This is a genomic window from Gordonia araii NBRC 100433 (genome assembly GCF_000241265.1).
GTDB lineage: Bacteria > Actinomycetota > Actinomycetes > Mycobacteriales > Mycobacteriaceae > Gordonia > Gordonia araii.
On record NZ_BAEE01000012.1, the window covers coordinates 64235 to 76703 of the forward strand.

Annotated in this window: 11 protein-coding genes and 1 pseudogene; 8 read left to right on the forward strand and 4 right to left on the reverse strand. The window is 66.5% G+C overall.

Features of this window, described 5'->3' with window-relative positions; translation table 11 throughout:
• Positions 1-2 precede the first annotated feature (2 nt).
• From GOARA_RS01930 to GOARA_RS01965, 8 genes and pseudogenes are all read left to right on the forward strand, one after another.
• Positions 3-3923 carry a Pls/PosA family non-ribosomal peptide synthetase gene (locus tag GOARA_RS01930; RefSeq protein WP_007320594.1) on the forward strand — a complete coding sequence of 1307 codons (3921 nt, stop codon included), beginning with the start codon at positions 3-5 and terminating at the stop codon, positions 3921-3923.
• A gap of 120 nt (positions 3924-4043) precedes the next feature.
• Positions 4044-4496, forward strand: a complete 453-nt coding sequence (locus tag GOARA_RS01935; protein ID WP_007320595.1) for an SRPBCC domain-containing protein — start codon at positions 4044-4046, stop codon at positions 4494-4496.
• Positions 4489-4809 carry an ArsR/SmtB family transcription factor gene (locus GOARA_RS01940; protein ID WP_007320596.1) on the forward strand — a complete coding sequence of 107 codons (321 nt, stop codon included), beginning with the start codon at positions 4489-4491 and terminating at the stop codon, positions 4807-4809. The genes GOARA_RS01935 and GOARA_RS01940 overlap by 8 nt, the downstream gene beginning before the upstream one ends.
• An 18-nt stretch (positions 4810-4827) precedes the next feature.
• Positions 4828-5715: a class I SAM-dependent methyltransferase gene (locus GOARA_RS01945; RefSeq protein WP_007320597.1), complete on the forward strand. Its 888-nt coding sequence runs from the start codon at positions 4828-4830 to the stop codon at positions 5713-5715.
• Positions 5716-5951: 236 nt separating this feature from the next.
• A pseudogene (locus GOARA_RS20490) lies at positions 5952-6404 on the forward strand (APC family permease); the annotation flags it as partial.
• A gap of 58 nt (positions 6405-6462) precedes the next feature.
• The gene (locus GOARA_RS01955; RefSeq protein WP_007320600.1) at positions 6463-6849 is read left to right on the forward strand and encodes an ArsR/SmtB family transcription factor; all 387 of its coding nucleotides are present in this window, start codon (positions 6463-6465) and stop codon (positions 6847-6849) included.
• Positions 6846-7946 (forward strand): ACR3 family arsenite efflux transporter, encoded by a 1101-nt coding sequence (gene arsB, locus GOARA_RS01960; RefSeq protein ID WP_007320601.1) that lies wholly within the window; start codon positions 6846-6848, stop codon positions 7944-7946. The genes GOARA_RS01955 and arsB overlap by 4 nt, the downstream gene beginning before the upstream one ends.
• Positions 7946-8395, forward strand: a complete 450-nt coding sequence (locus tag GOARA_RS01965) for an arsenate-mycothiol transferase ArsC (RefSeq protein ID WP_007320602.1) — start codon at positions 7946-7948, stop codon at positions 8393-8395. Before arsB ends, GOARA_RS01965 begins: the two co-directional genes overlap by 1 nt.
• A gap of 130 nt (positions 8396-8525) precedes the next feature.
• Here the strand turns inward: GOARA_RS01965 and GOARA_RS01970 are convergent, their stop codons facing one another.
• The 4 genes from GOARA_RS01970 to GOARA_RS01985 form a co-directional block, all read right to left on the reverse strand.
• Positions 8526-9998 carry a DUF1254 domain-containing protein gene (locus tag GOARA_RS01970; protein ID WP_007320603.1) on the reverse strand — a complete coding sequence of 491 codons (1473 nt, stop codon included), beginning with the start codon at positions 9996-9998 and terminating at the stop codon, positions 8526-8528.
• Between the two features lie 5 nt (positions 9999-10003).
• Positions 10004-11335, reverse strand: a complete 1332-nt coding sequence (locus GOARA_RS01975) for a DUF1254 domain-containing protein (RefSeq protein ID WP_083834747.1) — start codon at positions 11333-11335, stop codon at positions 10004-10006.
• An 85-nt stretch (positions 11336-11420) separates the two neighbouring features.
• Positions 11421-11804, reverse strand: coding sequence for a YidH family protein (locus tag GOARA_RS01980; RefSeq protein WP_007320605.1), 384 nt, complete (start codon positions 11802-11804; stop codon positions 11421-11423).
• Positions 11797-12465, reverse strand: coding sequence for a hypothetical protein (locus GOARA_RS01985; RefSeq protein ID WP_007320606.1), 669 nt, complete (start codon positions 12463-12465; stop codon positions 11797-11799). Before GOARA_RS01985 ends, GOARA_RS01980 begins: the two co-directional genes overlap by 8 nt.
• Positions 12466-12469: the final 4 nt, after the last annotated feature.

Sequence of the window (12469 nt, forward strand, 5' to 3'; positions counted from 1 at the left end):
CGTTGCCGGATAATCCGCCCGCTGCGAGCGTCGGCGACGCCTACCGACTCGGCTCCCGGGCCGCGCCGCCGCGCACGCTGCGCGATATCTTCGTCGCCACCGCCAGTGCCCACCCCGATGCCATCGCTATCGACGACGGTGACGTGCCTCTGACCTATCGACAGGTCCTCGCGCTCGTACGCCGCAACGCCGCCGGCCTCGCGGGTGCGCGCATCGGTCCGGGCTCCCGCGTTGGCATCCGGATGACCTCCGGCACCCGCGCGCTGTACCTCGCGATTCTGAGCACGCTGTTTTCCGGAGCCGCCTACGTGCCCGTCGACCTGGACGATCCCGCCGAACGCGCGAACCTGGTCTTCGGCGAGGCGGACGTCGACGCCGTCATCACCGACGAGGGCATCTTCCGGGCGGAGGCCGGCCTCCCGACCGAACGGCTGGCCAACCCGCAGGCGAACCTCACGCCCGCGCCCGAGCCGGGCGACGACGCGTGGATCATCTTCACGTCGGGATCCACCGGTACCCCCAAAGGCGTCGCGGTCACCCATCGCAGCGCGGCCGCCTTCGTCGACGCCGAGGCGCAGCTATTCCTCGTCGACAACCCTCTCGGACCTGGCGACCGAGTGCTCGCCGGGCTTTCGGTCGCCTTCGACGCCTCCTGCGAAGAGATGTGGCTGGCCTGGCGGCACGGTGCGACGCTGGTTCCCGCGCCGCGCGACCTGGTCCGCAGCGGCATGGACCTCGGCCCCTGGCTCGTGCGGCGCTCGGTCACCGTCATCTCCACCGTGCCGACCCTGGCGGCGCTGTGGCCGTCGCAGGCACTCGAATCCGTGCGGTTGCTGATCTTCGGCGGCGAAGCGTGCCCGCCCGAGCTGGCCGCCCGGTTGGCCGCACCCGACGATGACGACGACTCCCCCGGCCGGGTCCGCGAGGTCTGGAACACCTACGGCCCGACCGAGGCGACCGTCGTCGCCTGCGCGGCGCGGCTCGACGGCTCGACGCCGGTGCGGATCGGGCTGCCGCTGGCCGGTTGGGATCTGGCCGTGGTCGACGAGCAGGAGAACGAGGTCGGCTGGGGCGAGACCGGGCAGCTGGTCATCGGCGGCGTCGGTCTGGCCCGCTACCTCGACCCCGCCAAGGATGCCGAGAAGTACGCGCCGATGCCCAGCCTCGGCTGGGAACGCGCCTACCGCAGCGGCGACCTCGTCCGCCTCGACCCCGAGGGGCTGGTTTTCGCCGGGCGCGCCGACGACCAGGTGAAGGTCGGCGGACGGCGCATCGAACTCGGTGAGATCGACGCGGCACTGCAGAACCTGCCCGGTGTCGCCGGCGGGGCCGCGGCGGTGCGCACCACCGCCGCGGGAAACCAGGTGCTGATCGGGTATCTGGCCGCCGCCGACCCCGGATTCGACCTTGCCACCGCCCATGCCGCACTGGCCGAGCGCCTGCCCGCCGCCCTCGTACCGCGCCTCGCCCTCGTCGAGGAGCTGCCGACGCGGGTCTCGGGAAAGGTCGACCGCGACGCGCTGCCGTGGCCGCTTCCCGGCGCCGAGTCCGACGACGAGGACACCGGCGATCTGTCCGAGACCGAGCAGTGGCTCGCCGGTGTGTGGGCGTCGGTCCTGGGCACCGCCGTCACCACTGCCGACGCCGACTTCTTCGCCGAGGGAGGCGGGTCGCTCGCCGCCGCCCAGCTCGTCGCGGCGATGCGGGAGCGCTATCCGAATCTCACCGTCGGCGACCTGTACGACAATCCGCGGTTGGGCCGCCTCGCCCAGCTCCTCGACTCGTGGACGCCGGCCGGGGTCGTCGTCGAACGGACCGTCGTCCCCACACCCCGGCGTACCGGGTTGGCCCAGACCGTCGCCAGCGTTCCACTCGCCACACTGACCGGACTGCAGTGGGTGACCTGGCTGGCCGCCGTCAACAACGTCGGCGCGTGGCTGCGACCGGAGACGCCGTGGCTGATCCGTGTGGACTGGTGGATCCTGCTCGTCGCCTTCCTCGTCTTCATCACCCCGCTGGGACGCATGGCGTACGCCGCCTTGTTCACCCGGCTGTTGTTGCGCGGCGTCCGACCGGGCGTGTACCCGCGCGGCGGCAGCGTCCACATCCGTCTGTGGTGCGCGGAGCGGCTGGTCGAGGCCAGCGGGGCGTCGAACATCTCCGGCGCTCCGTGGATGATCCACTTCGCCAGTGTGCTGGGGGCGCGCGTGGGCAAGGGCGTCGACCTGCACACCCTGCCGCCGGTGACCGGTCTGCTGAGCATCGGCGACGGCGCCTCGGTCGAACCCGAAGTCGACCTGGCGGGGTGGTGGATCGACGGCGACCAGGTGCGCATCGGAGAGATCGTCATCAAGCCCGGTGCGACGATCGGTGCGCGGTCCACCCTGTTCCCCGGCGTCGTCGTCGGTCGCGATGCCGTCGTCGAGCCGGGGTCGGCGGTGCGCGGCCGCATTCGGGCACGTCAGCAGTGGGCCGGTTCGCCTGCAGTCAAGGTCGGCAAGGCGCGCCATCCCTGGCCGGACCGCCGTCCGCTGCGACGCACCCGCTGGGCGGTCGTCTACGGTCTCTCCGCGCTCCTGCTCGCGGCGATCCCGTTGCTCTCGCTGGGCACCGGATTGGCGCTGCTCGCTTGGGGGGTCGCCGACTGCGAGCGGCTCCGCGACGTCGCGATCCGGTCTGCCCTGCTCATTCCCCCGGCGACCCTGCTCAGCCTGGCGACATATGCCGCGGTCACCGCGGTCGCCGTCCGGCTGCTGTCGATCGGCGTCACCGCCGGGTATCACCCCGTCCGGTCCCGGGTCGGCTGGCAGGTGTGGTTCACCGAGCGGGTGCTCGACGCCGCCCGCACCTATCTATTCGTGTTGTACGCGTCGCTGCTGACCCCGATCTGGTTCCGGATCCTCGGTGCCAAGGTCGGCCGCAACACCGAGATCTCCACCGCGCTGATCCTGCCGAAATTCACCACGATCGACGACGGCGCCTTCCTCGCCGACGACACGATGGTCGCCTCCTACGAACTCGGCGGCGGCTGGCTGCGCGTCGACGAGGCACGCATCGGCAAGCGCGCTTTCTTGGGCAACTCGGGAATCACCGGCGCGGGCCGCAAGGTCCCGAAGAACGGTCTGGTGGCGGTGCTGTCCGCGACGCCCAGCAAGGCCAAGTCCGGGTCGAGCTGGCTGGGGAGCCCGCCCGTGCGGCTGCGGCGCGTCGCCGCCGACACCGACGCGGCCCGCACGTTCACGCCACCCACCCGGCTGCGCATCGCCCGCGCCGTCATCGAAACGCTGCGGATCATCCCCGTCATGGTGTCCTTCGGGATCGGCGTCTTCGTCCTGCTGGGCGCGCAATACCTGGCCGTCCATGCCGGCCCCGCCGTCGCCGCCGGGCTGAGCGGACTGCTGCTGCTCGTCGCGGGGGCCGCCGCGTGCTGCATCGCCGCGGCGGCGAAGTGGCTCGTGGTCGGCCGGATCCGGGTCTCCGAGCACCCGCTCTGGAGTCCGTTCGTCTGGCGCAACGAGCTGTCCGACGCCTTCGTCGAGACGGTCGCGGCGCCGTGGTTCGCGAACGCCGCGGCCGGCACGCCGGTCCTCACCGTCTGGCTGCGTCTGCTGGGCGCCCGGATCGGCCGTGGCGTGTGGTGCGAGACCTATTGGCTGCCCGAGGCCGACCTGGTGACCCTGGGCGACGGCGCCACCGTGCAACGCGGCTGCGTCGTGCAGACCCACCTGTTCCACGATCGCGTGATGGCGATCGACACTGTCGAACTCGACGCCGGAGCAACCCTGGGCCCCCACTGTGTCGCGCTGCCGGCTTCCCGGATCGGCGAGTCCGCCACGGTCGGCCCGGCATCGTTGGTCATGCGCGGCGACGCCGTGCCGGCGCATACCCGCTGGCAGGGCAACCCGATCGCGCCGTGGCGCTGACCCGCGCACCCCTTCCACAGCAGATTAGTGCAAACGAAAGGTTGCAGTTCATCCTTATTCGTGTCACTCTGTAACTGCAACCACAAGATTGCAGTTAACGCCACCGAAGAGGAGCACATCATGGCAACCACCACCGAGGTCGACCGCATCGAGCGCGAAATCGAGATCGCCGCCCCCGCCGAGCGGGTGTGGGCATTCGTCTCCCAGCCCGGCTGGTTCATCTACGAATCCAAGAGCGACGGTTTGCAGGTCGACCACGACGCCGACCTCGCCGTCGTCCACCACCCCGAACACGGCCGATTCCTGTTCCGCACCCTCACCCTCGACGAGCCGGCCTACGCCGCCTTCCGGTGGTACATCGAGCCCGACCCGGCCGCTTCGTCGACGCTCGTCGAGTTCTGGATCACTCCGTCGGACACGGGAGTGACACTGAAGGTCGTCGAGAGCGGTTTCGCTTCGCTGGACGAACCGGAGGTGAATCGCCGGTCCCGCTTCGACGACCACAACGAGGGGTGGCGCCAAGAACTCGGGCTCGCCCGCGACCACGTCATGTCCGGGACCGCCCATGCATGAGGATTCGGCAACCCTCGCGGTCTTCGCCGCGCTGGCCGACGACAGCCGGTGGGAGATTCTGGTGCGGCTCGGCCGGGAACCGGCGTCGGCGTCGGCCCTGGCCGCCGAGTTCCCGATCAGCCGTCAGGCCATCGCCAAGCACCTGCGCGTGCTCAGCGACGCCGGGCTCGTCGAGCCGATCCGCGCCGGACGGGAGGTGCGCTACGAGGCCATCGGCTCGGAACTGTCCCGCGTCGCGCGGCGGCTCGACGACATCGCCCGCGGCTGGGATCGCCGTCTGCGTCGGATCAAGGAACTGGCCGAGGAGAACTGAATCCGTAGGATCGACGCCATGGGCGACAACGAGGATTCGGGGCACGACACCGCGGTGAGATACGACTCGAGCGGCTGGGGCGAGGGCGCCTCCGGCTGGGTGGAGAACGAGGCACTGTTCGACTCGGTCTACACGCCGGTCACCAAAGCGATCGTCGATGCTGCCGATTTCGGGCCGAGCATGCGCGCGCTCGACGTCGGTTGCGGCTCCGGCACGTTGCTCGCCGCCGGGACCGCGGCCGGTGCCGAGATGGTCGGCGTCGACATCGCCCCCGATATGGTCGACGCGGCGCGCCGGCGCGTGCCGGCGGCGACCGTGCTGCTGGGCGACGCTCAGACGATGAACATCGGCGCGCAGGCCCCCGGCGCACCCTTCGAACGGGTCGTCTCCCGGTTCGGCGTGATGTTCTTCGACGACCCGACCGCCGCGTTCGCCAACATCCGCGGCTTCGCCGCCCCCGGTTCGCGGCTGGTCTTCGCCTGCTGGCGCGGCGTCGAGGAGAATCCGACCTTCGGCGGCGCGGGCACCGACGTGATCACCGCCGAGCTGCCCGACCCGCCCGTTCCGCCCGCCCCGGGGCAGCCGGGTCCGGTGGCCTTCGCCGACCACGACTACCTGAGGAAGATCCTCAAGTCCGCCGAATGGTCCGACATCAAGATCGAGCCGTTCGACACCCGTTTCGACCACGGGGTCGACGGCAGCGATGGCGTCGACGAGCGCCTCACGCTGATCCAGGCCACGACGACCGGACGCCTGGCCCGCGAACAGCTCACCGGCCGGCTCAGCGAATCGGAATGGGCCGATCTCCTGGAGCGTGCCCGCGACGGGATCCGCGAATACCTCGTGGACGGCAGCGTGAAACTGCCCGGCGCGATGTGGCTGGTCACCGCGACCAACCGGGAGTGATCAGGCGGCGTTGACCGCGACCGGTTGAATCTTGGGTGAATTCTGCCCGCTCATGCCACCGAGACGGTGATCCGCAGCCTGTCACGGGATACTGTGTGTCGGGATTCCCGGCTGACGATGGAGATTCGGTGACGGAACCACCCGCGCTGGCGCGGAGGTTGGGGCTGGACGACGCGGTCTTCGTCGGGCTCGGATCAATGATAGGCGCGGGCATCTTCTCGAGTCTGGGGCCTGCGGCGGCCGCGCGATATGCCCGGATAGCAACACTCGGCGAGGAGGTGCGCGACCCTCATCGCGCAATTCCATTGGCAATCCCTACCGCGCTCGGGTTAACGCTACTGATCTACGGGTTGGTGCGATAACGGCGCTCGCGATGCTTGGACCCGACGGCTTGGCGAGATCGACGGCTCCGCTCACCGAGGTAGCGCGGGATAGCGGAGTGCCAGGACTCGGACCGGTAGTGGCGGCTGGTGGCGTGGTCGCGGCACTCGGAGCGCTACTATCCCTCGTTCTCGGTGTTTCTCGGGACGACACTCGCGATGGCACGCGATGGCCACCTGCCTGGAACCTTGTCAAGAGTGCACCCTCGGTTCAAAGTAACGCATCACGCCGAGGTGCTAGTTGGCGTGATCGTGGCGGCACTCGTGGTGAGTATCGACCTGCGCGGCGCCATCGGCTTCTCGCCCTTCTGAAGGCATAGCATATCTTCCGCTTGCCCACAGTATCGATATCTGTCAATATCGATGTATGTCGAAACAGATTCCGGTGTCGGACGTGACGGTGCGGTGCTCGCCGTTGGTGCGTGAGCCGCTCTCGGAGGCGCAGTCGGTTGATCTGGCCGCCGTGTTCAAGGCGCTCGCCGATCCGGTGCGGCTGCGGCTGCTGAGCTTGATCGCCAGTCATGCCGGCGGAGAGGCGTGTGTTTGTGACATCGCCTCGGTCGTCGACGTGTCGCAGCCGACTGTGTCGCACCATCTGAAGGTGCTGCGCACCGCGGGGCTGCTCGAATCCCAACGGCGGGCTTCGTGGGTGTACTACCGCGTCGTTCCCGGCGTGCTCGACTCGCTGGCCAGCGCCCTTCGCCCTGACTCGGCCACGAGTATTTCCGGGCAGTCGATCGAAGCCATGTCGTGACCGCCCAACAGCCGACGGTCGTCGGAAAACTGCCGGTGCTCGATCGCTTCCTGCCGGTGTGGATCGGCATTGCCATGGTCGCTGGACTGGTGCTGGGCCGGATGATCCCCGGCCTGGGCGCCGTGCTGGAGAAGGCGCAGTTCGACGGTGTCTCGCTGCCGATCGCCCTCGGCTTGCTGGTCATGATGTACCCGGTGCTGGCGAAGGTGCGCTACGACCGTCTCGACACCGTCACCGGCGACCGTAAACTGCTGCTCGGTTCGCTCGTGCTGAACTGGGCGGTCGGCCCGGCCCTGATGTTCACCCTGGCGTGGCTGTTGCTACCCGACCTGCCCGAATACCGCACCGGGCTGATCATCGTCGGCCTGGCCCGCTGCATCGCCATGGTGATCATCTGGAACGACCTGGCCTGCGGTGACCGCGAAGCCGCGGCCGTCCTGGTCGCCATCAACTCACTATTCCAGGTCGCGATGTTCGCCGGCCTCGGCTGGTTCTACCTGACGGTGCTGCCGGGCTGGCTCGGCCTGGAGCAGACGACCATCGAGGCGTCACCCTGGCAGATCGCCCGATCAGTGTTGATCTTCCTCGGCATCCCCCTGCTCGCCGGATATCTGTCCCGGCGGCTCGGCGAGAAGACCAAAGGCCGCGACTGGTATGAGTCGACGTTCCTCCCCAAGGTCGGACCGTGGGCGTTGTACGGGCTGCTGTTCACCATCGTCATCCTCTTCGCCCTCCAAGGAGAGCAGATCACCTCCCGCCCGTGGGACGTCGCACGCATCGCACTGCCACTGCTGGTGTACTTCACCGTCATGTGGGGCGGCGGCTACCTCCTGGGCGCCGCCATGGGCCTGGGCTACCAACGCACCACCACACTCGCGTTCACCGCCGCCGGCAACAACTTCGAACTCGCCATCGCCGTCGCCATCGCCACCTACGGCGCCACCTCCGGACAGGCCCTCGCCGGAGTCGTCGGCCCCCTCATCGAGGTCCCGATCCTCGTCGGGCTCGTCTACGTCTCGCTCGGCCTACGCGATCGATTCCCCCTCACCCCGTCCTCCGCCACTCGAGCCGTGGATCCATCCAGGAGCGTGAACTGATGCACGACCACCCGACCTCCCCCGATACCGCGCCCGAAACGGGAATGCCAAGCGTGTTGTTCGTGTGTGTGAAGAACGGCGGTAAGTCGCAGATGGCCGCCGCCCTGATGCGCCTGGCCGTCGGCGACGCGATCGCCGTGCACTCGGCCGGCACCAACCCCGGCAGTGCCGTCAACAGTCTGTCCGCGCAGTCCCTGGCCGAGGTCGGCGCCGACATCAGCGGGGAGTCCCCGAAGCCGATCGACCCCGAGTTGCTCTCCCGTGTGGATCTGGTGGTCACCCTCGGCCGCGAAGCCGTCGTCACCCCGCCGGCCGGAGTGCGGCTCGTCAACTGGGAGATCGACGAGCCCTCGGAGCGGGGCATCGATGGGATCGAAAGGATGCGACTGGTGCGCGACGACATCACCGGCCGCGTCACCGCACTGGCAGCCGAACTCACCGCCTTTTAACGACGCACTACGAGAAGGCCCGAGTGACGCGCAGTCGTTGGGCCACTACCGGGACTCGCCACCTCCGTCTCTGGCGCATTCGACGCATGTTCTCGCACAGTGGCGGCACAATTCACCTGACAACACCCAACTACTGCTTGACGACCTTGGGCGCAGTCCAGCTACCGCCGGTAACCTCGGACTTGGGCCAGTACAACCTCAGGACCATGTCGAACGGTCCATCTGGCGCCGGCAGCCAGTTCGATTCCAACTCGGATCCCGGTGACGTCTTCTGAATGTGCAAGGTAGCGCTGCCGTCCGGGTTCTTCGTCAGCTGGTCCAGCATCGGCGAGTTGATCAAATACCGATTGATCGGGTTTTCCACCAACAGACTCTCCGGCATCTTGTACATCGTGACCGACCAGAACGCATTCACCGGCGGCAACTGCCCCGCGGGAAAAGTCAGTGTGTACCTCGCACCGTTCGTGCCGCTGAGCGGCGCGCCAGTGGCGTCAACCTTCAGCGGGAAGTACAGCGCCTCAGCGCCAGGCAGTCCGAGAATGCCGACCACCGCGCCAGCCATCCGGTAGAGGTAATTGCCGGCCAGCTGCTCTGGCGCGCCGAACAGGTCGCCCGAACTCACCCTCCCCGTCGCAAGATCACCCTTGACGAAGCCATCCAGCGCGGTCCACGCATCCTTGACGCCCGCGGCGAAGGCGGCCTTCGTCGGCTCGTCAAGCTGCCCCGGGTCCCACGCACCGTCGCCGGTGAGGCCGAGTTGCGCCATCTGCTCCCGGTCCGCTACGTCGTTTGACAGCGGCGGAGCGAACTGAAGGGTGAAATTGAGTAGCTTGAAGAAGTCCAGCGAACTCTTCTCCTGGTCAGGAGTGAGGGGCCGCATGAAGTCGATCTGCCGCGCTGCCGGCGGCGACGGCTTGCCCTCGAACTTGGACAGCGGCTCGACATGGTAGCCCGACTGAATCTTCTGGACGTTGGCGATGTCCCCGGGGTTGAACAGCTGGGTGCGGAACAGAACCAGGCTTAGCTCGGTGTTCGCCCGGATAACCTTCACAACCCCAGCTGGCTTCTCACCTTGCCAGTTCGGTCCGACCAGCAGATACTTGCCGCCCCCGTTACCGGTGGTCCTGCTGCCCAACATCTCGTAGTCGTAGGTGTATCCGTCAATGAACGACACGGAGAAGTACCGTCCCTCCTCGACCTTGGGCAGGCTCAGCACTAATGGCTCAGCGCGTAGGTCGGCGCCGATCCACGAGTACGGAGTATCTGAGTTGGGAGTCTGCACGGCAGTATCGGCGGGCGTGTAGACGCGGTCGATACTGTGCACCGCGTTCCACGGCCCCAGGTACTGACCACTGTCCTTGTCAACGAAGTACGAGTGCATGATCCGGTACACGTCGACCATCGGGAACCCGTAGGTGTAGGCATTCTTCACCATCCCCTGAACCTGCTCGGGGTCGACGTGGTTGGCGGCGGTCGCGTTGGCCGGGACCGCGGATGTCGACACGACCGAAGGCGCCTTAGCACCATCTTTCGAGCCACAGCCGGCTGCCGCGACCACGGCCACCGATACGACCGCGAGCGTCAGAAGTCTCGAGTTGTTCATCACGGTCAGTCTCCTACCTTCATCACATTTGGGGCGGTCCACTTGCCGTCAGTTACCTCGGGCTTTGGCCAGTAGAGCCGCATTACCATGTCGAACGGCCCATCTGGCGCCGGTAGCCAATTCGACTCCCGCTCCCCGCCCGGCGACGTACTTTGTAGATAGATCGTTAGCCCCCCATCCGGGTCCTTCTTCAACGTGTCGAGCATCGGGGAATTAATCAGGTATCGGTTAATCGGGTTCTCGACCAGCAGGCTCTCCGGCATCTTGTACATAGTGACCGACCAGAACGCATTCACCGGCGGCAACTGCCCCGCGGGAAAAGTCAGAGTGTACTTGGCGCCGCTCGCCCCGCTAAGTGGTGCGCTCTTGTCATCGATCTTCAGCGGGAAGTACAAGGCCTCGGCGCCCGGCAGACCCAGGATGCCGAACTGGGCACCGGCGGCGCGGTAAAGGTAATTCCCCTTCAGTTGTTCAGCGGTGCCGAACAACTCCCCCGATCTAACGTCCCCGGTGGCTAGCTCGTTCTTCAGGAACTCATCCACTTCCGTCTGGCCGTCTTTCATTCCGACCAGGAACGCCGCTGTCGTCCGCTCGTTCAGCGCCGCGGGGTCTAATTCGGCGTCACCACTGATGCCGATCTCAGCGAAGCGAGTCCGAGCTTCGCTATCGCGCGATAGCACTGGCGTGAACCCGAGTATGAAGTTCATCAGTTCGAAAAAGTCGATCGATGTTCTTTCGGCTTCAGGAGTAAGAGGTTGCATGAAGTCGATCGACGGCGCCGAGATCGGCGAAATCTCCTTCTCATAAGAAGACAGTGGCTCTACCGAATAACCCTGCTGGATCTTCTCCACATTGTCGAGATCCTGCGGATTGAACAACTGCGTGCGGAAGAGAACCAGACCGAGTTCGGTGTCGGACTTGATGACCTGGTCGATGCCGGCTGGTCTCTCCCCATTCCACCCGGGTCCGACCAGTAAGTACTTGCCACCGTCGTTGCCGCTGGTGCGCGTGCCCAGGAGCGCGTAGTCGTAGGTGTACTGATCAATGAATGACACCGAGAAGTACCGCCCCTCCTCGATCTTGGGGATGGTCAGCACCAGCGGCTCGGTCCGCAGGTCGACGCCCATTGTCGAGTACGGGGTATCGGAGTTCGGAGTCTGCACGGCGGTGTCTTTAGGGGTAAACACCCGAGCGATACTGTGAATCTTGTTCCACTCGCCCAAGTACAGCGGGTTCTCCGAGTCCACGAAGTACGAGTACATGATTCGGTACATATCGACCATCGGGAAGCCGTATAGATAGGCCTCTTTCGCGATATTCTCAATATCTGTTGGCATCCTATTCTCATGCACTCTCAAGACTCCTTCTACACCCTGCTAACGATCGCCACATATGCCCAGTTGAACGGAGTCGTCTTCGCCACTACACGCGCCAACCGACCGTGACGAAGGCGGCGATGCCGAGGATCGCTATCGCTGTGACGAGAGGTGTCGTCAGCGTGCGACGCACACCCGGATCTTCCTTGCGCAACACCGCGAGTTCGCGGCGCTCTTGATAGACCGCGAGGACCAGACAAACCAACCCGGCCCCGATCATCAACATGCCGACCGACCACGGACTTGCCACCGTGCGGTAATGCTCATCGACCCGATGCTGGAGAAACTGGTAGATCGTGAAACCGAAGGCGATGAGGGAAGTGCTGGTCCGCGTCCACGCCATTGTCGTGCGCTCGAGCGCCAGCAGCGTGCGCTGGACCGCTAGCCGCGTGTTTGCGTCCAGCTGCGGCTTGGCATCGTGCTCAGCCACGAACGCCTCCGGCCACTGGGTCCTCGTCGTCGCGCTCGGCGAAGGCGGTGAACAAGATCGATAGGCTGATAATCAGCGCCCACACCGGATACAGCAGACTGATCCACACCGATAGGTTGCTGGCGACCAGCAGGATCACGGCCGTGGCATAGCTCACAATGACCAACCATCGCTGCATGACTCCCGACTTGAGCCAAATCGTCGCGAGAGACATCATCGAGACCGCCGCCATCCGCAGCGCGAATGTGCCGCCTGCCGAGCCGACGATGCCCGAACCGAACTCGACAACCGCCTGTTGCGCCGACTCCGGTTCGTCGCCCGACACGTTTCCCAATCCTGCCGCCACCGCCACGGCGACAAAGATCATCGCTAGGAACAGGAGTGAACTGGCCATGAAGACCGTACTGTAGAAGCGGTCCTCGACCTGACCGAAGCCGTCGCGCACGACCGCGACGAACCATAGGTAGGCGATGCCGGCGAAAGGCATCAGGGCGACCGCCAGAGTCAGTCGCCCCTGCGGTGCGACGAACTCCTCCGCATCTTGGTCGAAGCCCCCCGGCATTGACAAGTGCACCAGAGAGAGGGCAACGCCGAACAGCAAGGCGAACACGACGCCCGCCAGCGCCGCTGCGCGCGGTGTCTCCAACGCGCGCAGCGGCACCTCA

What these genes read in the sequence shown, in the direction of transcription:
- GOARA_RS01935 (WP_007320595.1), top strand. Translation starts at nt 4,044, where the DNA reads ATGGCAACCACCACCGAGGTCGACCGCATCGAGCGCGAAATCGAGATC.
- GOARA_RS01940 (WP_007320596.1), top strand. Translation starts at nt 4,489, where the DNA reads ATGCATGAGGATTCGGCAACCCTCGCGGTCTTCGCCGCGCTGGCCGAC.
- GOARA_RS01945 (WP_007320597.1), top strand. Translation starts at nt 4,828, where the DNA reads ATGGGCGACAACGAGGATTCGGGGCACGACACCGCGGTGAGATACGAC.
- GOARA_RS01955 (WP_007320600.1), top strand. Translation starts at nt 6,463, where the DNA reads ATGTCGAAACAGATTCCGGTGTCGGACGTGACGGTGCGGTGCTCGCCG.
- GOARA_RS01965 (WP_007320602.1), top strand. Translation starts at nt 7,946, where the DNA reads ATGCACGACCACCCGACCTCCCCCGATACCGCGCCCGAAACGGGAATG.
- GOARA_RS01970 (WP_007320603.1), bottom strand. Translation starts at nt 9,998, where the DNA reads ATGAACAACTCGAGACTTCTGACGCTCGCGGTCGTATCGGTGGCCGTG.
- GOARA_RS01975 (WP_083834747.1), bottom strand. Translation starts at nt 11,335, where the DNA reads ATGCCAACAGATATTGAGAATATCGCGAAAGAGGCCTATCTATACGGC.